The following is a 22,358-nucleotide window of genomic DNA, read 5'->3' as shown; positions in this document are numbered from 1 at the left end:
CCAACGACAAGCATCAAACACAGAATGGAGAATCCAGTGAAGCAACTTACCAGCATCGGCATCGTGCTGATTGCGCTGTCCGTTACCGCAGTGCCGTCGCGCGGTCACGAGAAGCACGGCCATGAATCCTATTCGGCCGGCGAGCCCGGCGATCCGAGCAAGCCCTCGCGCACGGTCGAGGTCGAGATGAAGGAGATGGAGTTCACGCCGTTCCGCATCGAGGTCAAGCGCGGCGAGCAGATCCGCTTCGTGATCCGCAACGCGGGCACCGAGGATCATGAATTCCTGCTCGCGACCACCGAAGAGAATCTGAAGCATGCCGAAGTGATGAAGAAGCATCCGCACATGGAGCATGACGATCCGAACGGCGTTCGCCTCGCACCGAAGAAGAGTGCGGAGATCGTCTGGAAGTTCACCAAGGCCGGAACGTTTGAATATTCCTGCCTGATCCCGGATCACCGCGACTACGGGATGACCGGCCGCGTCATCGTGAAATGAAACCAGCTGCGAAAGAAAGCACAACAATGATGAACAGGATGATCCAACTTGCCGGCGCCGGCGCGTTCGCGCTGGCTCTGACCCTGGGCGCGGCGCTCGCGCAGGCCGCCGCGATCAATGGCGAGGTCAAGAAGATCGACGAGGGCGCGGGCAAGATCACGCTCAAGCACGGCCCGGCCAAGAGCCTTGGCATGGACGAGCCGATGACGATGGTTTACCGGGTCAAGGATCCGGCGCTGCTCAAGCAGGTCAAGGTCGGCGACAAGATCCGGTTCGAGGCCCAGGAGGGCGACGGCGGCTACACCGTCACCGCGATCCAGAAGGCGAAGTGAGGCGACGGCTCGCATCAGCAGGTTGGGCTGTCGGCTAAACGCAGCCGGCAGCCCTTGAACCCGCGACACATGATCGCCGGAGCTGTTCCGGATGGATCGGCTTGAATGCGTTGCGTGGCCGGCCTTATCCTGTCGTCTGGAAGGACGAGCCATGAACGATTGCTGCGGGCAGAAGACGACCGAATGCTGCGCACCACCGCCGCTGGCGCTGCCGATCAAGGCCGGCGCGCGGGCAGGGGACCGCGATCGCGCGGCCGATTCGTGCGGCTGCTCGGGCGGCGTTCCCGTCTTTGACGGTCTCGATCCGCGCTACAGGCGCGTGCTCTGGACGGTCATCGGCATCAATGGCGCGATGTTCCTGACCGAGATGATCGCGGGTCAGCTTGCCGGATCGCAGGCGCTCAAGGCCGATGCGCTCGACTTCCTTGCCGATACGGTCATCTATGGACTGAGCCTTGCGGTGATCGGCGCCGGCCTGCGCGTGCGCGCCTCCGCCGCGCTGTTGAAGGGCGGGTCGCTGAGCTTGATGGCGCTGTGGGTGTTCGGCTCGACCGTCTACCAGACGTTCGTGCTCGGCGTGCCGAAGGCCGAGGTGATGGGCGCCATCGGCGCGTTGGCACTCGCGGCCAATCTAGGCTCGGTTCTGCTTCTGCTGCCGTACAAGGACGGCGATGCCAACGTCCGCTCGATCTGGCTCTGCTCGCGCAACGACGCGATCGGAAATCTCATCGTGATGGCGGCCGCCCTCGGCGTGTGGGGATCGGTCTCGGCCTGGCCTGACCTTGCCGTCGCCGCCGTGATGGCGGTGATATTCCTCGCCTCGTCGGTGCAAATCCTGCGGCAGGCATGGGCCGAATATCGCGAGGCGGCACTACGTAGCCCGTCAGCAGCGCATGGCTGAGGAAGCCGCAAGCGCGCGGTGCTTCCTGCGACAGGCCGCACCAGGGCCGAAATTTGCCGCGCATTTACCTTAAATGATGGCTCCGTGGGAACGTCCGTGGCAGCGGCGCGTTGCTGTGCATCATTCGAGCGCAGAAGGCCCCCTCCATGACAATCAACGCGGCAATACTGATGGCGGCATTGGTGCTATCGGGAACCGTGTTGGCGCAAAGCTCCGGCCCTTCGGCCGGCTCGGCGGGGGCCGGGCAGGCCGCCAACGTGACCACCACCGGCGAGGCGCTGAACAGCGCCAAGAAAACCGGCGACAGCGGGCCGCCGGTCGAGAAGGCCGCGCGTCCGGCCAAGCCGGATGCCGGTGCTGCGGGCAACACGGTGGGGGCGAGCCGCCCGCAAAAGCCCGATCGTCGCCTCGAGCATTATCCGTAATCTCCATCCGTAACGACTACGCTGATCCGTGGGATGGGTGGAGCGAAGCGATACTCATCACCTCTGATCCGAGCGGAAGCATGATGGGTTTCGCGGAGTTTATCGTCGGGCCGCGCTTTGCGCGGACCCGTTGGCTCTACCCATCCTACGCAGCAAAAAGCCGGCGCAGTCGTCGCGACCACGCCGGCTCGATGTAGGAAGCGGTTGCCTTAACTCAGTAAACCAGGCCGGTGCCCGGGGGCTTCTCCAGCGCTGCGGCGAGCGAGCGATATTCGTCACTGTTGGTGCCGGCGAGCTGGGCGATGCGGTTCAGGTGGTATTGCGCCTGATCGCGGTTGCCCTGTTCGACCTGCCAGAGGCCGTAATACTGCCAGGTGCGCACATGGGCCGGGTCGGCCTTCAGCGCGCGCTCGTACCAGATCTGCGAGACCTTGTAGTCGCCGAGCTTGCGATAGGAGTAGCCGATCAGGTTGGCGACGTCGGCGCGATCATCCTGGCCGAGCGCCTTCAACTGCTCGATCGCAGCGGTATAGTCGTGCTTGTCGTAGATCGTGGTGTAGGCGGCGCGATAGCCGGCCAGGAACTTCTGATCGTCGATCGCGGAGCTCTTGTCCTTCTTCGCCTTCTTGCCCTTGCTGCTGCCGCTGTCGGAAGCCGGCGGCGAGGGATTGTCGCTGCCCGCGGCGTAGGCCGAGATGACCGGCCCGGAGGCGAGCGTCATCGAGAGCACTGCGAGGCCCAAAAACTTCGTCTTCCTGCTCATTCCTGGTTGCTCCTGATCGTTCCTGATCGTGCTCGGTAATCGTACACCGAAGCCTGATGACTTGAACACCCAGGGGTGCAGAACATTCCCGGCCGATCCCACGATTGCGTGATCCTGCTTTCCGCCGGTAGAAGAGAACATGACAGAGATGTCATGCACATGAATGAAGTCCGTCAGGGTCCTTCAGAACGGGTTCAGTGCGCGGCCCATAAGGTCACGTGCATTGATCGGTGAGGCCGACCATCCGGCCGGAGACCTCTCGATCCCGACGAGGAGGACCATCATGCTGAAGACGATTTCCGCCGCGCTGCTCGCCATGTCCGTGATCGCAGCGCCCGCGCTCGCCGCCGAGACCGGCAAGGCCGCAACACCCGCGCCGGCGACCACGACTGCCCCGGCGACCAAGGCCGCTCCCGTGATCAAGAGCGAGCAGCTGCCGTCGAAGGTGCGCAATGCCAACGCCAAGATGCACCACAAGCACTATCGCCATCACCGCCACCACAAGCACATGGGCATGTTGAAGGTGAAGGCGCCGAAGCATGCGACCAAGCACGTCCACGCAAAGGTCGCGACCAAGCACGTCGCGCCGGCCAAACGCGGCTGACCCAGGCGCGGTTGAATCTGATCCGAAGGGCGTAGTTTCGATCCACATTGCCCCGCTGCGCCTTTTTGGATGCAGAACCGGCCCGTCCGTCCATTGCTTCCCCAATGGCGACGGGCCGGAGTGCGTCTGGCTCCGGTTGTGAACCCGGGCGAGGAATAACCGAGTTGCGAATTCCCTTTGGCCGCCCGGCAGTTTATGAGACGCCTCCGGGGACTCAGGGAACAACGTCGTTTGCGGATTTCATCACAACTGGCAGCCATCCTGCTGCTCTCGCTTCCGCTCGCCGGCTGCCTCACCAGCGACGACGGCGGCGGGCCGACCACCTTCACCGATGACCGGGGCGTCGCCAATCAGCCGTTCCCGGACCGCTACCGCGACCAGATCCTCGCCTTCATGCGGACCTACCTGAACAATCCGGTCGGGGTCCGCGAGGCTGCTATCGCCGAGCCGGCGCAGCGCACGGTCGGCGGCCGGCTGCGCTACGTCGTGTGCCTGCGCTACAGCGCGAAGGATACCGACGGCAATTACCGCCCCGCCCGGGAGCGCGGTGTCCTGTTTGTCGACGGCCGGCTCGATCGCATCCTCGACAACCCCGCCGAGCCCTGCGCCGGCGCGTCCTACGCGGCATTTCCGGAACTGGAAAAGATGTCGCGCTAAGGCATGTCCGGAAAAGTGTGAAGCGGTTTTTCCGAAAAGATCATGCCCGAACAAGTGGCAGAAGCGCGATCTGATCGCGCTTCTGCGCGGCCGCTTGTCGCAAGCCTGATCGAAACGTTAGCCAACTCCGATCACTTTTCGGGGAGCGTTGAACTTCACTTTAGCCGTCTGCGACTTACATCCAGCCGAGATGCGGCTGCTTAACCGGTGAAAAAAACCTTCTGTGCCAGGGAACAAACGGGCGTTGTTGCGACCCTGTCACAGCTCGGAAACATCACGGGTGCGGCATTGCCCCAAAGCAACCTAATTGAGGTCACGTTGTTTGGCTTAACAGCGCAGCGTTAGTAACGGGGATCAGAAATGAAGAAGTTTTTGCTCGGCACAGTCGCGCTGGCCGCCCTTGCGGGCCCTGCGTTTGCGGCTGACATGCCGGCCCGCACCTATACCAAGGCACCGCCGCCCTATACCGCCCCCGCCGTCGTCTACAACTGGACCGGTTTCTATATCGGCGGCCATGTCGGCGGCGCGTTCACCGACGGCAACAACCTGATGGGCAGCGACGCGCGCTTCATGGGTGGTGTGCAGGGCGGCTTCGACTATCAGTTCGCCCCGAACTGGGTGATGGGCGCCGAGGCGCAGTATTCCTGGCTGCCCAGCTCCTCGAACAATGGCGTGCTGCTCCCGGGCGGAACGCTGGTGACCGGCAACACCGACCAGATCGGTTCGGTGACCGGCCGCCTCGGCTACACTTGGGGTCCGGCGCTGCTCTACGCCAAGGGCGGTTATGCCTGGCGCGACAGCAACAACATCACTGCGTCGGTCGGCGGCGTGCCGGCGTCCTTCACCACCGATGGCGGCCACAAGGACGGCTATACGGTCGGCGCGGGCCTCGAATACATGTTCGCCCCCAATTGGTCGGCGAAGGCCGAGTACCAGTACTACAATTTCGGCAAGACCAACTTCACCAGCGGCCCGGCCGACCTCGTCGGGACGAGCTTCCGGAACGACGAGCACACCGTCAAGCTCGGGGTCAACTACCGCTTCGGATGGGGTGGTCCGGTCGGCTCCCGCTACTGATCGCGGCTTCATCGCATCAATCGAAAGGCCGGCCTTCGGGTCGGCCTTTTTGTTGGCCAGCCGCTCGCCCCGCAATGACGACGGATGCGGTGACCCGTGGCCCGGATGGAGTGCAGCGCAATCCGGGGCAGCCGATCCGACGAACGAAGTCCCGGGATTTCGCTCCGCTCCATCCGGGTTACGACCCCACATTCACCTGATGTTCAGGCCTGATCGTGCAATGCAAAAATAATTCCTGCATTGCACGGAACTTTCATCGTGCTGCGCTATTATGCGATCGCCGGGCTGGTGGACAAACGAACATGCGTAGTTTTGCGTTAGGGCTGATCCTCTCTGCGGTCTCCATGCCGTGCCTTGCCCAGACGATCCTCAAATCCGAACCCTTGGCGCTAGCGCCTTACGAGGTCGTGTTCGTGCAGGACGCGTCCTGCTCGGCTGGCAAGGTGCTCAAGGTCACCGGCGCGATCCGGGGTCTGCATCGGCGGAAGATTTGCGTTTCGCTCGCCGCCGAACAGGCCTCGCTGGCGACGGCAATGCCGTAGGCGCGGGGCGACCGCACCCATTGCATCCCGGCCCGCCGCTGCGCGCCGGCCGGCCCAACGTCTGATTAGTTCAACCGCGGCTCCAGACGCGCTTCGCGATCGGCATCGGCCTTGTTCTTGGCCGGATCCTCGTTCGGCTCGAGCTGACAGGGCCGGATTTCGTAGTCGTTATCCAGCACCGGGCGCGGCGCGGACTTCTCCTCCCCGGAGATGGCATCCACCACCAGGCCGGATTTCCTGGCCAGCGTCCAGACATCCGCCTCGGTCGGATAGGCCTTGCTCAGCTTGGCGTCCTGATAAAACAGCGCGTACGGCATTCGTCGTTCCCCAAACAACCGACAACGCCAGCCCCCGTTTTGGGTTTCAGGCAATATCGCCGTTCCGGTCACGGAACCGTGAGCGAGCATCCGCGGCAAGCATCTGAAAATATGAGTCATTTCGGCCCTTTCGCGGAAGGGCCTTGAGTCCTTAACGGGTGGTAAACCCCCGAAAAAAGAATCCCCGGGACTCTCCGGGTAGAATCGCCGGATGCTCCGGCCCATGAGAGCGATCCACCAGCCCACTTACGAACGCGTGCAACTCGCGCTTGCGGTTGCGCTGCTCGCGGCCTGCGCCGCCAACGTGGCGCTGGTCTGGTCCTGGCTTTAGATATCCTGGCTTTAGATCTCCCGGCTCTCGCTAAAATTCGTATGTGGCGGCCACGCGAAAACGCCGGAGCCGCGCGGCGCCGCCGGCGATTGACGGCTACACCATTCCTTCCATCATTGCCGGCAGAACAAGCGCCCGCCGCGCGCTGCGCGGACGGGCCGCGATCGGGGAGCTGATATGATCGACACGCTGAAGGAACGGGTCAACGGCGACGCCGGCCTGGTGCGGCGCGGCCGCTACCTCACCACGACATTCCTGCTCGAGATCGGCGCGGCCGCCTGGCTGATCGCGATCCATGAGGGCCGGATCGTCGCGGTGACGAAGGGCCCGTTCGTGATGCCCTCGTCGTCGTTCGCGCTGCGCACCTCGCAGGCGGAGTGGGACCGGTTCTGCGAAATGCGGCCGCCGCCGGGCTCGAACGACCTGATGGCACTGATCAAGCGCCGCGTGCTGAAGGCCGAGGGCGAGCTGCAGATCTTCATGGCGAACCTGCGCTACTTCAAGGAGGCGCTCGGCAAGCTGCGCCGCGAGGGAGTGGCCGCATGAGCGCCAGATTTGAACCGATCATCGGCCGCTACATGCATCTGGAGCTGTTCGGCCGGGCCCACCGCGTCTATGTCGAGGAGGCGGGCGAGGGCACGCCGCTGCTCTGCCTGCACACCGCGGGCGCCGACGGGCGGCAATATCGCGGCCTGATGAACGATGCGCGCGTCACGCGCAACCATCGCGTCATCGCCTTCGACATGCCCTGGCACGGCAAGTCGTCGCCGCCGCAGGGCTGGCACGACGAGGAGTACCAGCTCACCTCCGCGCAATACACGACCATGATCCTGACGGTGATGGACGCGCTCGACCTCGACAGGCCGATCGTGATCGGCTGCTCGATCGGCGGCCGGATCGCGCTGCATCTCGCGCTCGAGCATCCCGAACGTTTCCGCGCCATCATCGGCCTGCAGGCGGGCGCGCATGTCGATCCCTATTACGACCTGAACTTCCTGCACCGGCCGGACGTGCATGGCGGCGAGGTCGCCTCCGCCATCGTCTCGGGCCTCGTCGGCCCTGACGCGCCCGACAAGGAGCGGTGGGAGACGCTGTGGCATTACATGCAGAGCGGGCCCGGCGTGTTCAAGGGCGACCTCTATTTCTACAAGATCGACGGCGACATCCGCGCTCGTGTCGCCGAGATCGACACGAGACGTTGCCCGCTGTTTCTGTTGTCGGGCGAGTACGACTATTCCTGCACGCCGGAAGAGACGCTGGCGGTGGCGAACAGCATTGCCGGAGCCGAGGCCACCATCATGAAGGGCCTCGGCCATTTCCCGATGAGCGAGAATTCGGCCGAGTTTCTCACACACCTGCTGCCGGTGCTGGAGAAGATCGGCGGCCGCTAGCGCACGCCTGGGGTCGCTTTGCTCCTCGACCTCGGGCGGCGAGGTATGACAGACTGCGCGTCCGCACGATTGGGCGTGAACCGGTTGCGCAGGAGGTCCCCATGCTTCCGAAGGCTGAAGCGGCCTATTTCGCGATTGCCGACATCTCCGGCTATACCAACTTCCTCGCGGCGGTCGAGCTTGACCATGCGCAGGACATCATCGCCGATTTCATGGATACGGTGGTGAAAGCGCTGCGCCCGCCATTCCGCCTCGCCAAGTTCGAAGGCGACGCCGCGTTCGTCTACACCACCGCCGAGAAGATTGACGGCTCGCTGCTGCAGGACGCGATCGAGGGCGCCTATTTCAAATTCCGCCGGCGCCTGCGCAACGTGCGCCAGGCCTCGACTTGCGAGTGTCAGGCCTGCGTCGCGATGGGCGATCTCGATTTCAAGTTCGTTATCCATCATGGCGAGATGGTGAAGCAGAAGATGGGCGGGAGAGAGGAGCTCGCCGGGCGCGACGTCATTCTGGTCCACCGGCTGCTCAAGAACACGGTTGGTGAGAAGGTCGGCGGACGCGCCTACGCGCTTTACAGCGACGCGGCCATCCGCGCGATGGGTGTCGATCCGGTCGCCCAGGGTCTCATCGCCCATCGCGAAACCATCGACGTCATCGGCGACGTGACGCTGTGGGCGCGCGATCTCGAAGCGGCGTGGCGGCAGGAAGACGCGCAAACCCGGATGCAGGTGACGCGCGACGATGCCTACGTCATGCTGGAATTCGACATCGCCGCGCCCCGGCAGACGGTTTGGGAGTTTTTCACCGTGCCCGGGCAATGGCAGAAATGGTGGGACGCCGACACCATCGTCGAGGATTCCGGCAGGGGACGACGTGGTCCCGGCACCAGGAACCACTGTATGCACGGCAACCATACCGTCGTCGAGGAGATGCTCGATTGGCGCCCGACCGATTATTTCACGGTGGGCATCACGCTTCCGATTCCCGGCGCGCCGCGGATCGTGATGACTCGCGCCGTTCTGGACGGTCCAAACGGAATGACACATCTGGAGCTGCGGGTCGCCAAACCTAAGCCAAAGGATCGAGAGTTCGTCGACGGCGCCGCGGTGAAATACGCGGAAACGCATGACCAAGGCGATCGCCGGCTTGCGATCCATGCTGGAAGGAAAGCGGCCTGCTCTCGATGCAGTGGAGGAGCCGGCGTTGACGCGATCGAGCGGGCGCTTCCTGACCGAGCCGGTGAAATCGGGCGCGCGCGGCTGATGCCCAACGCACGGTCCGGGGGTCTAATGGGGCTGCGTTACTTGCCCGAGCGCGGCAGCTCGTTGATCGCGGCGCGGACCTTGGCCATGGTCGTGGTGCAATATTCCTCGCGCTCCTTCAGGAAGCGCTGCTGCTGTGCGCGGAAATTGGCAACCCGCTCCCGCACCTCGGATCCGAAGTCGCCGCTGATGTCGAGCCTGGCAAAATGCGGCAACTGCGCCGGTTGAGGCGGGACTTCGACGGCCGTCACCGGTAACGGCGACGGAGCGGGGGGCAGGCCCTCGATCACGGTCGGCACCGGAAGCGGAGGCGGCACGACCGCAGCCCGCACCTCGGCCGCAGGCTTGACGCTGAACGTGGCGATCGCCTCGGCCAAGGCCTGTTCAGCGGCGGTCGGCAACGCGGCGGGGGCAGGTGTAGCGGCAGGCGCCGTGGCGGTCGGCTTTGCGGCAGGCGGCACCGCCGTCTGCGGGGCAGGCACCGGCGGCTCGGCGTCGGGCAGCTTGCCCTTCACCGACTGTACGAAAGCCATTGTCTGCGCGATCAGGAGATCGCGTTCTTTCATCCACTTCATGGCGCACCCTGAGCGCGCGGATTCCAGCAAAGCAACCGCGCGGAATCAAGCGCTCGCCATCATGATGGTTGACGAAGACGCCTGTTTGGTAGGCGCGGTGACATAATTGTGACACGCCCGGCGGGCGTGGACGGTCAGCGTTGACGGGGATTGGTGTTGGGGACGAACGGGGTACCGACGATCCGGACCGGGGTCTGGGCCCGTCCCTGATCCGATGCCGCCGCGCGATTCGCGGCCGGCCGAGGCGCGGCATTCGCCGGCGCGGGCGCCGGATCAAGCAGGGCGACGAGGCCGGCAGCGACCACGCCGAGCAGCGTGAACGTGCCCAGAAGCAGCAAATTGCGGTCGGATTCGCGGACCCTCGTGCGAGGAAATCGCGTGAGGGGGCATCATGTTCCAAACAAATCCTCAGGCGTTGTCGAGCGGATCGGGCCTCACCTTGAGAACGAGCATCAGGAGAGGACGAACCGGTGAGCCGGCCGGAACGGGGCGGGGTTCAGCCTAATAGGCCGCCATCGCGGCGGGCATCTGTTCGGCGCTGCGCGCCTCGATCAGGTCGGCGTAGCGGCCATATTCCTCGGCCATTTCGAGCAGCTTCTCGCGCACCGCGGCGTCGGTCACCTGCCGGGCCAGCCGTCGCGCCTGATCGGATTGGAAGCGGTAATGTGCTGTGTCGGACATGGTGGCGGCTCCTCACATATCTGTAAGGGCCACCCGGCAAAGGTTCATCAAGGCGTCATTGCAGCGTCGGTGGACGATCCGTCGGGGGAGCCGACGTGACGGGCGCCGTCTTGTCCTCGCGGACCTCGACTTCGAACCAGCCCATCTCCTTCAGCTCGCGCGCCTTCTTCTCGGCCGCGTCTTCGCTGTCGCGCTTCAGCACGATTTGGCTGGTGCCATCTCGGGCAAGGATCAAATAGGTCATTGGCTGAGTCCCACCCCGCATTCTGCATACCCTGTTTGGGGCCGCAAGAACAGAAGCAAGGCGAGGGATGGGTGATCCTACGGGAAGGATCCCACGATTCCTGCCAGGGGAGTGTCGCAACGGCCTTCCGTACCGGCCCTGCGGCGCGGCATCGGTCCGGACGGGCGAGCTGTCTCAGCGCGTCACCACCACGTCGACGTGGCGGTTCCTGTTGTCCCGCCGATGTGCCCTAGCGTTGCGTGCAGACGAAGCGGGTGCCGTTCTTCGTCGTGCCGGTGGCCCGGCTGCCCTTCTTGGCGACAGGATAGTTGTTGCCGTTCGAGAAACCGGTGAGATGGATGTAGGCGCTATCGCCGCCATCATACGACCCGAGATCAGACCCGCGGCGGAGCAGGTCCAGCCTGCGGCGCTTGCCGGGATGCAGCCGCTGGCAAGGAAGGCGAGGGCGCGTCCGATTTTCGCGTCACCCTCAAGGCTCATCGATAGCCCGCGCTGAAGTTATGGTCGCGGATGCCGATCGCCTTGGCCTGTGCTGCGGACACCCGATCCCGACACTGAATGTACCTCAGGACCTGCGCGTCGGTGCCCGCGGAGTGAGCGCGCCACATATCGAGATTGAAGCCGTTCTTGGCCATGCAGGCCTGGGAGTGAGGGCTGTCATTGCGCTCCCTGGCGCTCGCCGGAGCGACGGCCAGCGTGGACAGGACAATCGCGGTGCAGAAAACAATCTTCATTTTGAAATTCCCGAAGGTGAAAGTGCGGGAACAATAGCCAGCGGGAACAAAATCACAAGTAGTCGTCGCGAGAGGACTCAACGTTCTCGCTAGGGCTTCATGCAAGACATTGGGAAGCGCAGAGGTCGTTGCATGGCTATCGGTGAACGCGATCGACGATGTGGCACGCCCGACACCCGGAATACTACGGCTCACTCCGTACATTGTGGGCAATCAAGCGAAGCGCTTTGATTGAATCGCGACGACGTGTTCGAATCGCAGCCGGGAAAGACGCGCGGCGCAAAGCCGCGCATATCTGAATGGAGGACGCGATGCCCAGGCACTTCGGTTTGAAGGCAGCATCGGCCGCAGGACGGTCGGCGTTCACGGGGTCATCAAGGGATTTGCAGCAGCGGACTGCTTCGGCGTCGGCATCGAAGAAGCATGCTCTGGACAGCTCTGCAGCGTCGAAGCACGCTTCCCCATGCTCGGAACTGCCGTATTCGCCTGCGAGTTGGAGGGGCTGCCGCGGTCGACGGTCGATCTCGGCAGACTGAAGCTGTGTCGCGGCGGCAAGGATGGCGGAAATCCAAGCCAATTGGTGCCGGCTGAGGGGATTGAACCCCCGACCTTCAGTTTACAAAACTGCTGCTCTACCGCTGAGCTAAGCCGGCGAATTGGCAATGATTTGCGCGCTCGCATAGCAGACTTGGCGCGCCAGAGCCAGAACCAAGGCTTGAACCGAGCAGGCGAGAAGCGATCGCGTCCCCGTGTCGGCCCGACAGCAAGAAGGCGGCCCGCAGGCCGCCTTCTGCGCCGTCGGCCTAATCAGCTGAGCTACTGGCAGGGATGCTGGCGGCCGTCGCTGCCGCGGAACCGGGTGCCGGGGGTGCAGACAAAGCCGTTCTGCCGCGCATATTCGGCGCCGCCGATCGGGGCGCGGGCATAGTCGGGGCCGCCAAACGGGGCGGTGGCGACCGCAGCCGCCGTGCCGACCGCGCCGCCGGCCACGCGGGCCGCGGCGTCGACGGGCGCGAACGGGCCGGGATCATAGCGGTTGTAGCTGCCCTGCCAGCCTTGGTCCCGCCGATCGATGCGCTGGTGATAGGCGGTGCGGGTGGTGCCCGGTGCCATCGCCTGGCATGGGGCGTCCGGCCAGGCATTCGAGCAGCGCGCGGCGGTGCCGATCGTCTGTTGCGCCATCGCCGGGCCCGCCAGTGCCGAGGCGAGCAGGGCTGCCACGCCGAGGATCTTGAATTGTGTCATGCGAGATCTCCTCTCGTCGTCGTCGAGAGCTAATCTCGCGGTGCCGTGCCTGTTCCAGCGCGGCCTTGCCCCGTGTTCAAAGCAGTGTGAAGTTCTGCAGGTTCGTGCGCATGATGCGTTCCGGAGCATGCTGCCTTTCACGAGAATTGCGTGTACAGCGGTGAACGGACTGATGTCGGTGCCGACGCGGGGGATTGATGTTCGGAATCTTGAGTCTTGGCTTTCTGCTCGGCATGCAGCATGCGCTGGAGCCGGATCATATCGCGGCGGTATCGAGCATCGCGGCCCGCCGCACCCATGTCGGTGACATCGTCAAGCACGGGCTGACCTGGGGACTTGGCCACACGCTCACTTTGTTCATCTTTGCCGGCGCCGCGATCCTGCTCGGGCGCGCGATTCCCGAAACGGTATCTCAGCCGATCGAGACCGCGGTCGGTATCATGCTGGTCGGCCTCGGTGTGCATGTGTGGTGGCGGCTGTGGCGTGACCGCGTGCACTTCCACACCCATTCGCACGGCGACGGCACCACGCACTTCCACGCCCACAGCCATGCCGGTGAAGCCGTGGCGCTCGCGTCCACCGTGGCGCTTGCGTCCACCGTGGCGCCTGCGTCCACCGTGCCGCACGTCCGCGCCGCGCACAGCCACGCGCACGGCTTCCGCTGGCGCACGCTCCTGGTCGGCCTGATGCACGGCATGGCCGGCTCGGCGGCGCTCCTGGTGCTGACGGTGTCGCAGGCCCCAAGTCCGGTGATCGGGCTCGGCTATGTCGCGCTGTTCGGGATCGGCTCGATGATCGGCATGGGCGTGCTGTCCAGCGTGATCGCGGTGCCGCTCGCAGCCTCGGCGCGCTGGCTGACCTGGGCCAATCGCGGCCTGCAAGTGGCGGTCGGCGCGGTCACGATCGCGATCGGCGTCCACTCGATCGTCGAGAACGCCTTCACCTGACGGGGAGGCGGCTCTTTGTTTGAGCATGATCTTTTCGGAAGTCCGCTTCGCACTTTTCCGGCTCATGCTCCCGGGCGCCTGTTAACGATTTCTGATTCCGCACGGCCGCATTGACCGGATGCCGATGCTTACGCGTTAGGCTTACCGGCAGTTTGGCCGGCGTCCTTAACCCTTCCGCCAAGCCGTTGGATTAGGTTGTGGTGGAACAATTCGGGACGCTGGGTGAACATGCGCGCAAGTCTTGCGCTGGCGATATTGGCTGCGATGAGCTCGACGGCGCTGGCCGGCGGCGGCTTCGACATTGTCGTGCCGGTGCGGCCCGGCGTGCCGATCATCATTAACGGCGTCGACGCCTCCTACGCCGTGGTCGAAAGCGCGATGGGGCTCGCCCGCAACGAGTCGATGGTGCCGACCGTCTATGGCGGCCGCCCGATCGATCCCCAGCCGAATGTCGGCCACTATTATCCGAGCCTCGGCCGCATGCCGGGTTACGGCCGTCTCGAGATCGAGCCGCCGGCCAACCGCCGCCTGCCCAAGCCGGCCGAGAGCTATCATCAATCGTGGGGCGCGGAATCGGCTCCGCTGCCGGCACAGTCCAACGTGCCGGTCGATCCGCCGCCGGTGATCTACGCGCCCGAGTTCAACGGGCCGCGGCCGTTGCCGGGCCCGTTCCCGCGGCCACCGCGACCTCGACGATTCTAAAGTCAACTGCCCGAAATCAAGAGCCCCTCGAACGGGGATCCTGAATAGCCATCAAGAGCTACGCGACGAACAGAGAGACCTACAGGAGAGAGTAATGCGTCAAATGATCAAAGGACTGATTGCGGCGGTGGCCGTCATGGTGGCCGCGCCCGCAATGGCGTGCGGCTTCAACCCTTGCGGCTATTCCGCGCCCGTCGTGAATTACGGCTGCGGTGGTTGCGGCGGTGGCTACTATGGCGGTTACGGCTACGGCGCAGTCGAACGTCTGCCCGACCCGGATGCCGCTTATCCCGGCGCGGCGCAGCAGTACTATTACGTCAACCAGGGACCGACCTACACCGGTCCGGGCAACTGGGCACCGCGTCCGTACTACCGCGAAGGCTACGGCCGCCCGTATTACGGCTATCGCCACTATGGCTACCGTCGCTACGGCTACCGCCAGCACTACGGCTATCGTTCGCACTACGGCTATCGCTACGGCCGCTACGGCCACCCGGTGCTGCGCCGCTACTACTGATCCGATCGTCAGTTCGAGACATCAACGCCCGTTCGCGCCACGCGAGCGGGCGTTTGTCGTTCACATCAGCCCGAGCCGGCTGGCGCCGATATAGAGCGCGAGCACACAGGCGTTCGAGACGTTGAGGCTCTTGATCTCGCCGGGCATGTCGAGGCGGGCGACGACGCGGCAGGTCTCGCGCGTCAATTGCCGCAAGCCCTTGCCTTCGGCGCCGAGCACCAGCGCGAGCGGCGCTTGCAGCGCGGCCTTGCCCAGATCCTCGGTACCCTCGCTGTCGAGGCCGACGGTCTGGAAGCCGCGCTCGTTCAACTCGTTCAGCGCGCGCGCCAGGTTCTGCACGGTGACAACAGGCACCAGCTCGAGCGCTCCGGAGGCGGACTTCGCCAGCACGCCGGTCGCCTCCGGGCTGTGGCGGGCGGTGGTGACGATCGCCTTCACCGCGAACGCCGCGGCCGAGCGCAGGATGGCGCCGACATTGTGCGGATCGGTGATCTGGTCGAGCACCAGCACGATGCCCTCCAGCGCCAGCGTGTCGATGCCGGGCGAGGGCAGCGGATCGGCCTCCGCCAGGAGGCCCTGATGCACCGCATCGGGGGTGAGGCGCCGGTCGATCTCGCTGGGCCGGACGATCTCGGGGGCGACGCGGGTCGCGATGTTTTCGTCGGCGAGGCGCTTCGCCGCGTTCTCGGTGAGGTAAAGCTTGCGGATATGGCGGTCGGGGTTGGCGAGCGCGGCCGACACCGTGTGCCAGCCATACAGAATCACCGGCCCGTCGGAACCGGATTCGCGTTCCCGCCGGGCCGGCGGGCGGCCGAATTTCGGCCCTTTTTGGAAGGGTTTACCGCCCTTGCCTCGGAAATTGGGTTTGCGGTCGCGATCGCTCATGTGAGGCTTGTGTCACGGCTCCCGAATATTGGCAATTTTACACAGCGTTTTCGAGCGAAGTGGGGTCCGGTTCGCGTGAGGAAAACGCGACAAAACAAGAATCTGGCCGCAACACTCACTACTTTGGAACAGAGATCGCCCGAGCCTGCAAAAGTATCCCAAATAGACGGCCGGCTTGGTTGACTTTGGGGACCGCCTTCCCCCATAAACGCGCCCGACCGCGCACCCGCTTCGGGTCGGCCGGTTATCAGCGTCATTTCGATGACCCGGTCCGCCGCCACTCGCGCGGCCGGTCTGATGCTGTTGGACGGGGGAGTGTCCCGAGTGGCAAAGGGAGCTGACTGTAAATCAGCCGCCTCATGGCTTCGCAGGTTCGAGTCCTGCCTCCCCCACCACGCTTCGCCCTGACGGGCTACGCGTGGCGCGCCGGGGCCCGTCAGGGCGAAGCGTGTCCGGCGTAGCTTGAGCGCCAGCGAGCGTAGACGGACTGACATCCGCGACCCTCGGCTCGGCAAGCCCAGAAAACTTCATCGCAGCGAAGCTAGGCCACAACCAATCGCCCATTCGACGCCTGCGTCTTCACCCTATCCGCGCAAACATCTCCAGCCGCCGCCGGCGTTCCATTGCTCGGCCCGCGAGCGCAATGGTAGATTGCGCCATTTCATGATTGAGCCGTTTCAGACGACATGAAGAAAATTTTGCACTGGGACGCTTCTGCAGGAGACGACCCGGCGCTGATGGTTGCCTGCGCTGTCTTGCTCGGCGTCTCCATCCTGGTTTCGATACCGGCATTTTTCGGTGGTGCCGGCCAGGCCGGAATCGATTTTTCGTGTTTCTGGGGCGCGGGCACGATGGCGCTCGAAGGCCATGCGGCGGCGGCGTACGATTGGGAGCAGCTGCATCAGCAACTTGTTCTCCGGCTGCAATCCCTCAATCACGCTCCGTATCCTTACGATCAGGTGCCGGTTCCGTTCTTTTATCCGCCGGTGTTTTTCCTGGTTGTGGCGCCGCTGGCGCTGCTGCCGTTTCCGATCGCGTTCTGGGTCTGGAGCGCGGCAAAGCTGTCTTGCTGGCTGCTCGTCGTTCATGCCATCCGGCCACGCTCCGGCGCGCTGCTGCTCGCACTCGCTGCTCCGCCCGTATTCTACGATTTCATCTCCGGCCAAAGCGCGCTGCTCGCCGCATCGTTACTCGGCGGCATCCTGCTGACATTGGACAGGCGTCCGCTTCTCAGTGGAATCCTGATCGCGCTGCTCATCTTCAAACCGCAATATGGCGTGCTGCTTCCCTTCGTGTTGATCGCCACCGGGCGTTGGCGCGTCGTTATCACCGCCGCTTTGGTGATTCCGGTCCTCCTGCTGCTCGCCGGGCTGATCTTCGGTTGGGATACCTTCGATGGATTCCGCGCGGCCGCCACCTTCGCCACGACGCAATTCCACCTCAGTGGCGGGCTGCCATGGTACAAACTTCAGAGTATCTATGGGCTCTTGAGAGACGCCGGTCTCGGCTATGGTTTGGCGATGGCATTCCACGTCGCCATTGCATCGGTGGTTGCGATTGGGGTGCTGATCCTGTGGCGCGGCCATGTCAGCTTCGCCGTAAAGGCTGCAAGCCTGCTGGCGGCAACGCCGCTGATTTCTCCTTACTTCGCGATCTACGATATGCCGGTCCTGGTGGTCGCGCTGGTGTTTCTCATGAACGCCAGCGCGGGCCGCCTCGCGTCGCGTTCGGGTCGAAGCGCGTTCCGGATCGCTGTCAGCGTCGTCTTCGTATTGGGATACGCTTTCCCGTTCGTGCGCACGCCTCTCGGCCCCATGATGTGCGCAACCGTGATCGCGCTGATCTGGATGAGATACCGGCAAGAGGCCGGCGAGACGGCTACAGGCGAGAGGTTGCGAAAATCTGCGACCGTCGGCGGCTAAAGCATGATCCGGCGCGATGAGGATTCAACCCGATCTCATCGCGCTTTAGTGTCCTGATCGCGAACAGTCTGCGGCGAAGATCCATCAGGATCAGCCGTCTTGGTGCGCCGGCGGCGTTGCCGTGCCGGGCACAGCCTCCGCGCCAACCGGGTGCCTGGTGCCCGACGGATCGTCGCGCTTGAGCATCGAGGCCCAGGCGAAAAATGGATAGGCCAAAAGCGCCAGGTATCTCGTGGGCATCGGATGATCGACGCCGAATGCCGTCGGCTTCTGCCCATCCGGAAGATAGAGGCTGCCGAACAGCACATCGTAGAACGAGAACAGCCCGGCGTAGTTCTTGTCCCTGGCTTCCCGCTCGCTGCTGTGGTGCCAGTGATGAAACTCCGGCGACACCAGGATGCGGCGTAGCGGACCGTAGCCCAGGCGCACGTTGGCGTGCGCGAGCCAGGACTGCCAGTAGTAGATCGCAAGATAGGTCCCGATCGCCTCAGCGGAGAAACCGAGCGCGAACAGCGGAAACAGCGAACCAACCTTCATGAAGGTCACGTCAAGCGGGTGCTGGTGGATCGCGGCGAGCCAGTCCAACTCCTCGACGGCGTGATGAACGGCATGGATGCGCCACATGGCGGGCACGACGTGCAGGATGCGGTGGGTCCAGTAGACGCCGAGGTCCCCGATCACGATCGCGATGGGCGCCTGAGCCCAATACGGGAGATCGCCGACCGCCTGCTTGACGGCCGAGGGCAGGATCGATTGATTGACCAGCGTCGCCACCGCGATGATCGCGGTCACGCCGATGAACACCAGCCAGCCGTTGAGAAACAGGAAGGCCATATCGGTCAGCAGACCGCGCCTGAAGATCTTCTGCGGCCTCGCTGCAAAGAGTTGCTCGAACGGCACGAAGATCAAGGGCGCCAGCAAAAGCTGATATTGTTCCAATAACTCGCGCATTCAAATGGCCACGTGAAATGGCGACAGCCTACCACCCCGGTCCCCGATGGCGTCAATCGGAAACCAAACCCGAATTGTGGGAGCGTTAATCAGCATCCCCGTGCCGCTACGGGGATCACGGGTGTCCGGGGAGCCGGATTTGTCTGCATGCGCCAATCCACCCGCTCACTCCATCCTTGCGAACATCTCCACCAGCGTCTCGCGCAGCCAGCGTTGCGCGGGAACGGTGTCGTTGCGCTGGTGCCAGAACAGGCTGACGATGCGCGGCGGCGCCGGCAGCGGCACCGGCATGGCGTGCAGATGGGGCGCGTGGCGGGACTGCGCGCTGAGATCGCGCGGCAGCACGGCGATCAGGTCGGACTGGCGCACGATCTCGTAGGCGGCGTTGTAGTGGTTGACGGTCGCGACCAGATTGCGCGACAGCCCGCGCGAGGCGAGAAACTGGTCGTAGGTCGGCAGCGTCTTGCCGGCGAGGCTGACATCGACATGCTTGGCGGCAAGGAAGCTCCGGGTGTTGAGCCGCTTCTGCCTGGCCAGCGGATGGTCCCGCCGCATCATGCAGGCATATTCGACGGTCCACAGCGAGCGTGAGCGGATCACGGCCGGCGGCTGCTGCGCCTCGTTGACATAGACGCTCAGCACGCAATCGACCCGGTTGTCCTCGAGCCGGTCGCCGATCTCCAGGATGGTGTTGGGCACGGTGTGGATGCGCGCGGACGGCGCCACTTCACTGAAGCGGTTGAGCAGCCGCGGCATCACCAGCGAGGCCACGTAATCGGACATCGACAGGATGAATTCGGCCTGGGTCTGTCGCGGATCGAAGGCATCCTCGTCGAGGGCGTGGCGGACATGTTCCAGGGCGTCGCCGATCGGCTGCCACAGCGCCACGGCGCGTTGCGTCGGGCGGATCCCGCTCGCGGTGCGCACGAACAGGGGATCCCCGAGCGCGTCGCGCAGCCGCGCCAGCGCGTTGCTGACCGCGGGCTGCGTCATGGTCAGTGCGCTGGCGGCGCGCGTGACGCTGCCCTCGGTCATCAGCGCCTCGAAGACTTTCAGCAGGTTGAGGTCGAGCGTGCGGAAGGACACGAGCAATATTCACAAGGGTGATGTGCTAGATAACGATTATAAATTATTCGGATAATATTGGTTTGTCTATCATTCCCCGGCCGACCCTGTGGCGCGTGCCGCCGCGGGGCGAGGGGGGACTTTCATGTCGATGATCTCGGCGCGCATCGAGCGCCTGCCGTTCGCGCGGTTCCATGTGCACCTGCTGCTGATGGGCGGCCTCGGCTATCTCTTCGACGCGATGGATGCCGCGGTGCTGGCATTCATCCTGCCGGTGCTGCGCACCGCCTGGGGGCTGACCAATGTCGAGACCGGCGTGCTCGGCAGCAGCACCTTCGTCGGCTATCTGTTCGGCGCGCTGCTCGCGGGGACGCTGGGCGACCTGATCGGCCGCCGCGCGGTGATGATGTCGGCGCTCGCGCTCTACAGCGCGGCCTCGCTGGTCAGCGCGGCGGTGGACAGCTGGCCGGCGTTCTTTGCCGCCCGCGTCGTCGCCGGCATGGGCACCGGCGCGGAGAGCGCGATCATCGCGCCGTACCTCGCGGAGTTCGTGGCGCGGCGTTACCGCGGCGCTTTCACCGGCGCGCTGGCGGGCTTTTTCTCGTTCGGCTTCGTCGCCGCCGCCTTGCTCGGCTATTTCATCGTGCCCGCCTACGAGAACGGCTGGCGCATCGTGCTGGTCATCACGGCCGTGCCTGTCGTGATGCTGCTGTGGTGGCGCCGGTCGCTACCGGAATCGCCACGCTGGCTGGAAAGCCGGGGCAGGGCGAAGGAGGCCGAAGCGGTGCTCGACAGGATCGAGGCCGGCTTCGCGCGCGAGGGCCGCGCGCTGCCGCCCGCGGTTGCCGAGCCGGCCGCGCCTGTCGCCTCGTCGGGAACGCTGTTGAGCAATTTTGCCGCGCTGCTCGCCGGCCGGCGGGCGCGCATCACCACCATGACCTGGATCATGTGGCTGTCGATCACCTTCAGCTACTATTCCTTCTTCGTCTGGATCCCCGGCCTCTTGGTGCAGAACGGCATGAGCATCACCAAGAGTTTCGGCTATTCGCTCGCGATGTATTGCGCGCAGGTGCCGGGCTATTTCACCGCCGCTTTTTTCAACGAGCGGATCGGACGGCAGGCGACGATCGCGACCTATATGCTGCTCGGTGGCGTCAGCGCGCTCGGGCTCGCCTTTGCCAAGAGCGATGCGGAGATCATGGCGGCCGGCCTGCTGCTGTCGTTCTTCATGAACGGCACCTATGCGGGCGTCTATGCCTACACGGCCGAAGTGTTTCCGACATCGATCCGGACCACGGGTGCCGGGCTCGCATCCGCGATCGGCCGGATCGGCGCGATCGCAGCGCCGATCCTGGTCGGCTACCTCTATCCGAATTTCGGCTTTGCCGGCGTGTTCGGCGTCACCACGTCCGTCCTCCTGATTGGCGCGCTGACCGTCGTGCTGATGGGCGTGCCGACGCGCGGCCGGTCGCTGGAAGACATCGCAAGCGAAGCCGCGTGATCGCGGCGCTCAGGAGACCATCATGGCTACGACCCTCTTCAAGAACGCCGCGCTGCTCGATCCCCTGCGCTCCGATCTGCTCGAAGGCCACCACGTGCTGGTCGAGGATCGCCTGATCAAGGAGGTCTCGGACCGGCCGATCGAGACCTCGGCCGATCGCGTCATCGACCTCAAGGGCAAGACGCTGATGCCCGGCCTGATCGATCTGCATGTGCATGCGGTCGCGGTCGAGCTCGATCTGTCGCAGCAGGCCCGCATGGCCAACGTGCTGGTGACGCTACGCTCGACCATGCTGTTGCGCGGCATGCTGAAGCGCGGCTTCACCACCGTGCGCGATGCCGGCGGCGCCGGCTATGCGCTGAAGCAGGCGATCGACACCGGCCTGACCGACGGTCCGCGGCTGTTCGTCTCCGGCCGCGCGCTGAGCCAGACCGGTGGGCATGGCGACGGGCGCGCCCGCTCCGACTATCTGGCCGACCCGACCTGCTCCTGCTGCGTGCGGGTCGGTGCGATCGCGCGCGTCGTCGACGGCGTCGACGCGGTGCGCAAGGCGGTGCGCGAGGAGCTGCAGATGGGCGCCGACCAGATCAAGATCATGGCGTCCGGCGGCGTCGCGTCGCCCACCGATCCGATCGGCGCCTACGGCTATTCCGAGGACGAGATCCGCGCCATCGTCGCCGAGGCGAGGGCGCGGCACACCTATGTGCTGGCGCACGCCTACACCGCGGAGGCGATCGAGCGGGCGATCCGCTGCGGCGTGCGCACCATCGAGCACGGCAATCTGGTCGATCTGCCGACCGCGCAGCTGATGGCCGAGCAGGGCGCTTATGTGGTGCCGACGCTGGTCACCTATGAGGCGCTGGCCAATGAGGGTGCGAAATACGGCCTCCCGGCGGCGAGCGTCGCCAAGATCGCCGACGTGCGCGACGCCGGACTGCGCTCGCTCGCGATCTACCGCGAGGCCGGCGTCAAGATGGGTTACGGCTCCGACCTGCTCGGACCGTCGCAGCGCCTGCAGAGCGACGAATTCCGGATTCGCGCCGAGCTGCTCGGACCGCAGGCGGTGATCGCCAGCGCGACCATCATCGGCGCCGAGGTGCTCGGCATGGAAGGCAAGCTCGGCCGCATCGCGCCGGAGGCGTTCGCCGATCTGCTGGTGGTCGAGGGCAATCCACTGCGCGACATGAGTTGTCTGCTCGACCAGGGCGAGCACATCCCGCTGGTCATGAAGGCCGGCAAGGCCGAGGTCGATCGGTTGGGCGGGTAGGCTTCGTCACCTCGCCCCGCGT

28 protein-coding genes and 2 tRNA genes are annotated in these 22,358 nt (G+C 64.8%); 19 read left to right on the top strand and 11 right to left on the bottom strand.

The genetic code is table 11. From position 1 onward, the window contains the following. The first annotated feature begins 24 nt into the window (after positions 1-24). The 4 genes from ACVWY5_RS21155 to ACVWY5_RS21140 all read left to right on the top strand — a co-directional run bounded on the left by ACVWY5_RS21155 (position 25) and on the right by ACVWY5_RS21140 (position 2,156). Positions 25-498, top strand: coding sequence for a cupredoxin domain-containing protein (locus tag ACVWY5_RS21155; protein WP_028335355.1), 474 nt, complete (start codon positions 25-27; stop codon positions 496-498). A 29-nt stretch (positions 499-527) separates the two neighbouring features. After that, positions 528-830 (top strand): copper-binding protein, encoded by a 303-nt coding sequence (locus ACVWY5_RS21150; protein ID WP_028335356.1) that lies wholly within the window; start codon positions 528-530, stop codon positions 828-830. Between the two features lie 151 nt (positions 831-981). After that, the gene (locus ACVWY5_RS21145) at positions 982-1,731 is read left to right on the top strand and encodes a cation transporter (protein ID WP_028335357.1); all 750 of its coding nucleotides are present in this window, start codon (positions 982-984) and stop codon (positions 1,729-1,731) included. 146 nt (positions 1,732-1,877) lie between these two features. Continuing rightward, the gene (locus ACVWY5_RS21140; RefSeq protein ID WP_038381721.1) at positions 1,878-2,156 is read left to right on the top strand and encodes a hypothetical protein; all 279 of its coding nucleotides are present in this window, start codon (positions 1,878-1,880) and stop codon (positions 2,154-2,156) included. 214 nt (positions 2,157-2,370) lie between these two features. Here ACVWY5_RS21140 and ACVWY5_RS21135 read toward each other — a convergent pair whose 3' ends face one another. After that, positions 2,371-2,919, bottom strand: a complete 549-nt coding sequence (locus ACVWY5_RS21135; RefSeq protein WP_028335359.1) for a tetratricopeptide repeat protein — start codon at positions 2,917-2,919, stop codon at positions 2,371-2,373. Positions 2,920-3,202: 283 nt separating this feature from the next. Between ACVWY5_RS21135 and ACVWY5_RS21130 the strand changes: the two genes are divergently transcribed. The 4 genes from ACVWY5_RS21130 (at position 3,203) to ACVWY5_RS21115 (ending at position 5,799) form a co-directional block, all read left to right on the top strand. Next, positions 3,203-3,523 (top strand): His-rich protein BRANT, encoded by a 321-nt coding sequence (locus tag ACVWY5_RS21130; RefSeq protein ID WP_038377671.1) that lies wholly within the window; start codon positions 3,203-3,205, stop codon positions 3,521-3,523. A 231-nt stretch (positions 3,524-3,754) separates the two neighbouring features. After that, entirely contained in the window at positions 3,755-4,180 is a 426-nt protein-coding gene (locus tag ACVWY5_RS21125) for a hypothetical protein (RefSeq protein WP_028335361.1), read from the top strand. Between the two features lie 360 nt (positions 4,181-4,540). Continuing rightward, positions 4,541-5,257, top strand: a complete 717-nt coding sequence (locus tag ACVWY5_RS21120) for an outer membrane protein (RefSeq protein ID WP_028335362.1) — start codon at positions 4,541-4,543, stop codon at positions 5,255-5,257. Between the two features lie 302 nt (positions 5,258-5,559). After that, positions 5,560-5,799, top strand: a complete 240-nt coding sequence (locus tag ACVWY5_RS21115; protein WP_028335363.1) for a DUF6719 family protein — start codon at positions 5,560-5,562, stop codon at positions 5,797-5,799. 65 nt (positions 5,800-5,864) lie between these two features. On the opposite strand, the gene ACVWY5_RS21110 is transcribed toward ACVWY5_RS21115, so the two are convergent. After that, a complete protein-coding gene (locus tag ACVWY5_RS21110) occupies positions 5,865-6,116 on the bottom strand; it encodes a hypothetical protein (RefSeq protein ID WP_028335364.1) in 252 nt (83 codons plus the stop codon). 508 nt (positions 6,117-6,624) lie between these two features. On the opposite strand from ACVWY5_RS21110, the gene ACVWY5_RS21105 reads away from it, so the two are divergent. From ACVWY5_RS21105 to ACVWY5_RS21090, 4 genes are all read left to right on the top strand, one after another. Then, positions 6,625-6,993 (top strand): hypothetical protein, encoded by a 369-nt coding sequence (locus ACVWY5_RS21105; protein ID WP_028335365.1) that lies wholly within the window; start codon positions 6,625-6,627, stop codon positions 6,991-6,993. Continuing rightward, positions 6,990-7,838 carry an alpha/beta fold hydrolase gene (locus tag ACVWY5_RS21100; RefSeq protein WP_028335366.1) on the top strand — a complete coding sequence of 283 codons (849 nt, stop codon included), beginning with the start codon at positions 6,990-6,992 and terminating at the stop codon, positions 7,836-7,838. Before ACVWY5_RS21105 ends, ACVWY5_RS21100 begins: the two co-directional genes overlap by 4 nt. Before the next feature lie 101 nt (positions 7,839-7,939). Then, positions 7,940-9,328, top strand: a complete 1,389-nt coding sequence (locus ACVWY5_RS21095; RefSeq protein ID WP_456671692.1) for a DUF2652 domain-containing protein — start codon at positions 7,940-7,942, stop codon at positions 9,326-9,328. A gap of 117 nt (positions 9,329-9,445) precedes the next feature. Beyond that, the gene (locus ACVWY5_RS21090) at positions 9,446-9,781 is read left to right on the top strand and encodes a hypothetical protein (RefSeq protein ID WP_456671691.1); all 336 of its coding nucleotides are present in this window, start codon (positions 9,446-9,448) and stop codon (positions 9,779-9,781) included. A 28-nt stretch (positions 9,782-9,809) separates the two neighbouring features. Here the strand turns inward: ACVWY5_RS21090 and ACVWY5_RS21085 are convergent, their stop codons facing one another. The 6 genes from ACVWY5_RS21085 to ACVWY5_RS21060 all read right to left on the bottom strand — a co-directional run bounded on the left by ACVWY5_RS21085 (position 9,810) and on the right by ACVWY5_RS21060 (position 12,579). Continuing rightward, entirely contained in the window at positions 9,810-10,013 is a 204-nt protein-coding gene (locus tag ACVWY5_RS21085; protein WP_028335369.1) for a hypothetical protein, read from the bottom strand. A 163-nt stretch (positions 10,014-10,176) separates the two neighbouring features. Beyond that, positions 10,177-10,356, bottom strand: a complete 180-nt coding sequence (locus ACVWY5_RS21080) for a hypothetical protein (RefSeq protein ID WP_028335370.1) — start codon at positions 10,354-10,356, stop codon at positions 10,177-10,179. Between the two features lie 55 nt (positions 10,357-10,411). Further along, positions 10,412-10,600, bottom strand: coding sequence for a hypothetical protein (locus tag ACVWY5_RS21075; protein WP_028335371.1), 189 nt, complete (start codon positions 10,598-10,600; stop codon positions 10,412-10,414). A 476-nt stretch (positions 10,601-11,076) separates the two neighbouring features. Then, the gene (locus ACVWY5_RS21070; protein ID WP_028335372.1) at positions 11,077-11,334 is read right to left on the bottom strand and encodes a hypothetical protein; all 258 of its coding nucleotides are present in this window, start codon (positions 11,332-11,334) and stop codon (positions 11,077-11,079) included. Positions 11,335-11,912: 578 nt separating this feature from the next. After that, positions 11,913-11,987, bottom strand: a tRNA-Thr gene (locus ACVWY5_RS21065). 163 nt (positions 11,988-12,150) lie between these two features. Next, a complete protein-coding gene (locus ACVWY5_RS21060) occupies positions 12,151-12,579 on the bottom strand; it encodes a hypothetical protein (RefSeq protein WP_028335373.1) in 429 nt (142 codons plus the stop codon). A 197-nt stretch (positions 12,580-12,776) separates the two neighbouring features. Between ACVWY5_RS21060 and ACVWY5_RS21055 the strand changes: the two genes are divergently transcribed. The 3 genes from ACVWY5_RS21055 to ACVWY5_RS21045 all read left to right on the top strand — a co-directional run bounded on the left by ACVWY5_RS21055 (position 12,777) and on the right by ACVWY5_RS21045 (position 14,745). After that, positions 12,777-13,526, top strand: coding sequence for a sulfite exporter TauE/SafE family protein (locus tag ACVWY5_RS21055; RefSeq protein ID WP_028335374.1), 750 nt, complete (start codon positions 12,777-12,779; stop codon positions 13,524-13,526). Between the two features lie 228 nt (positions 13,527-13,754). Next, the gene (locus tag ACVWY5_RS21050) at positions 13,755-14,228 is read left to right on the top strand and encodes a hypothetical protein (RefSeq protein ID WP_028335375.1); all 474 of its coding nucleotides are present in this window, start codon (positions 13,755-13,757) and stop codon (positions 14,226-14,228) included. A gap of 94 nt (positions 14,229-14,322) precedes the next feature. Then, on the top strand, positions 14,323-14,745 hold the full coding sequence (locus ACVWY5_RS21045; RefSeq protein ID WP_028335376.1) for a hypothetical protein: 423 nt from the start codon (positions 14,323-14,325) through the stop codon (positions 14,743-14,745). Positions 14,746-14,805: 60 nt separating this feature from the next. On the opposite strand, the gene rlmB is transcribed toward ACVWY5_RS21045, so the two are convergent. Next, entirely contained in the window at positions 14,806-15,630 is an 825-nt protein-coding gene (rlmB, locus tag ACVWY5_RS21040; RefSeq protein WP_028335377.1) for a 23S rRNA (guanosine(2251)-2'-O)-methyltransferase RlmB, read from the bottom strand. 309 nt (positions 15,631-15,939) lie between these two features. Between rlmB and ACVWY5_RS21035 the strand changes: the two genes are divergently transcribed. Both ACVWY5_RS21035 and ACVWY5_RS21030 read left to right on the top strand, forming a co-directional pair. Next, positions 15,940-16,025, top strand: a tRNA-Tyr gene (locus tag ACVWY5_RS21035). 291 nt (positions 16,026-16,316) lie between these two features. Continuing rightward, positions 16,317-17,552 carry a glycosyltransferase family 87 protein gene (locus ACVWY5_RS21030; RefSeq protein ID WP_028335378.1) on the top strand — a complete coding sequence of 412 codons (1,236 nt, stop codon included), beginning with the start codon at positions 16,317-16,319 and terminating at the stop codon, positions 17,550-17,552. Positions 17,553-17,642: 90 nt separating this feature from the next. Here the strand turns inward: ACVWY5_RS21030 and ACVWY5_RS21025 are convergent, their stop codons facing one another. After that, positions 17,643-18,503 (bottom strand): sterol desaturase family protein, encoded by an 861-nt coding sequence (locus tag ACVWY5_RS21025; protein ID WP_321176902.1) that lies wholly within the window; start codon positions 18,501-18,503, stop codon positions 17,643-17,645. 165 nt (positions 18,504-18,668) lie between these two features. Further along, on the bottom strand, positions 18,669-19,595 hold the full coding sequence (locus tag ACVWY5_RS21020; protein WP_028335380.1) for a LysR family transcriptional regulator: 927 nt from the start codon (positions 19,593-19,595) through the stop codon (positions 18,669-18,671). 118 nt (positions 19,596-19,713) lie between these two features. Here ACVWY5_RS21020 and ACVWY5_RS21015 point away from each other — a divergent pair, with 118 nt between their 5' ends. Together ACVWY5_RS21015 and ACVWY5_RS21010 are read left to right on the top strand one after the other, a co-directional pair. Beyond that, positions 19,714-21,069, top strand: coding sequence for an MFS transporter (locus ACVWY5_RS21015; RefSeq protein WP_028335381.1), 1,356 nt, complete (start codon positions 19,714-19,716; stop codon positions 21,067-21,069). Positions 21,070-21,091: 22 nt separating this feature from the next. Further along, on the top strand, positions 21,092-22,336 hold the full coding sequence (locus ACVWY5_RS21010; protein ID WP_028335382.1) for a metal-dependent hydrolase family protein: 1,245 nt from the start codon (positions 21,092-21,094) through the stop codon (positions 22,334-22,336). Positions 22,337-22,358 lie beyond the last annotated feature (22 nt).

The sequence above is a fragment of the Bradyrhizobium sp. USDA 3256 genome, from assembly GCF_054058275.1.
This window is presented reverse-complemented; position numbering and strand designations above follow the sequence as displayed.

Bases quoted from the DNA above. Each gene is read 5' to 3' on its own strand.
- ACVWY5_RS21155 (WP_028335355.1), top strand. From the start codon at position 25: ATGGAGAATCCAGTGAAGCAACTTACCAGCATCGGCATCGTGCTGATT.
- ACVWY5_RS21150 (WP_028335356.1), top strand. From the start codon at position 528: ATGAACAGGATGATCCAACTTGCCGGCGCCGGCGCGTTCGCGCTGGCT.
- ACVWY5_RS21145 (WP_028335357.1), top strand. From the start codon at position 982: ATGAACGATTGCTGCGGGCAGAAGACGACCGAATGCTGCGCACCACCG.
- ACVWY5_RS21140 (WP_038381721.1), top strand. From the start codon at position 1,878: ATGACAATCAACGCGGCAATACTGATGGCGGCATTGGTGCTATCGGGA.
- ACVWY5_RS21135 (WP_028335359.1), bottom strand. From the start codon at position 2,919: ATGAGCAGGAAGACGAAGTTTTTGGGCCTCGCAGTGCTCTCGATGACG.
- ACVWY5_RS21130 (WP_038377671.1), top strand. From the start codon at position 3,203: ATGCTGAAGACGATTTCCGCCGCGCTGCTCGCCATGTCCGTGATCGCA.
- ACVWY5_RS21120 (WP_028335362.1), top strand. From the start codon at position 4,541: ATGAAGAAGTTTTTGCTCGGCACAGTCGCGCTGGCCGCCCTTGCGGGC.
- ACVWY5_RS21115 (WP_028335363.1), top strand. From the start codon at position 5,560: ATGCGTAGTTTTGCGTTAGGGCTGATCCTCTCTGCGGTCTCCATGCCG.
- ACVWY5_RS21110 (WP_028335364.1), bottom strand. From the start codon at position 6,116: ATGCCGTACGCGCTGTTTTATCAGGACGCCAAGCTGAGCAAGGCCTAT.
- ACVWY5_RS21105 (WP_028335365.1), top strand. From the start codon at position 6,625: ATGATCGACACGCTGAAGGAACGGGTCAACGGCGACGCCGGCCTGGTG.
- ACVWY5_RS21100 (WP_028335366.1), top strand. From the start codon at position 6,990: ATGAGCGCCAGATTTGAACCGATCATCGGCCGCTACATGCATCTGGAG.
- ACVWY5_RS21095 (WP_456671692.1), top strand. From the start codon at position 7,940: ATGCTTCCGAAGGCTGAAGCGGCCTATTTCGCGATTGCCGACATCTCC.
- ACVWY5_RS21080 (WP_028335370.1), bottom strand. From the start codon at position 10,356: ATGTCCGACACAGCACATTACCGCTTCCAATCCGATCAGGCGCGACGG.
- ACVWY5_RS21075 (WP_028335371.1), bottom strand. From the start codon at position 10,600: ATGACCTATTTGATCCTTGCCCGAGATGGCACCAGCCAAATCGTGCTG.
- ACVWY5_RS21070 (WP_028335372.1), bottom strand. From the start codon at position 11,334: ATGAAGATTGTTTTCTGCACCGCGATTGTCCTGTCCACGCTGGCCGTC.
- ACVWY5_RS21060 (WP_028335373.1), bottom strand. From the start codon at position 12,579: ATGACACAATTCAAGATCCTCGGCGTGGCAGCCCTGCTCGCCTCGGCA.
- ACVWY5_RS21055 (WP_028335374.1), top strand. From the start codon at position 12,777: ATGTTCGGAATCTTGAGTCTTGGCTTTCTGCTCGGCATGCAGCATGCG.
- ACVWY5_RS21050 (WP_028335375.1), top strand. From the start codon at position 13,755: ATGCGCGCAAGTCTTGCGCTGGCGATATTGGCTGCGATGAGCTCGACG.
- ACVWY5_RS21045 (WP_028335376.1), top strand. From the start codon at position 14,323: ATGCGTCAAATGATCAAAGGACTGATTGCGGCGGTGGCCGTCATGGTG.
- rlmB (WP_028335377.1), bottom strand. From the start codon at position 15,630: ATGAGCGATCGCGACCGCAAACCCAATTTCCGAGGCAAGGGCGGTAAA.
- ACVWY5_RS21030 (WP_028335378.1), top strand. From the start codon at position 16,317: ATGAAGAAAATTTTGCACTGGGACGCTTCTGCAGGAGACGACCCGGCG.
- ACVWY5_RS21025 (WP_321176902.1), bottom strand. From the start codon at position 18,503: ATGCGCGAGTTATTGGAACAATATCAGCTTTTGCTGGCGCCCTTGATC.
- ACVWY5_RS21015 (WP_028335381.1), top strand. From the start codon at position 19,714: ATGTCGATGATCTCGGCGCGCATCGAGCGCCTGCCGTTCGCGCGGTTC.
- ACVWY5_RS21010 (WP_028335382.1), top strand. From the start codon at position 21,092: ATGGCTACGACCCTCTTCAAGAACGCCGCGCTGCTCGATCCCCTGCGC.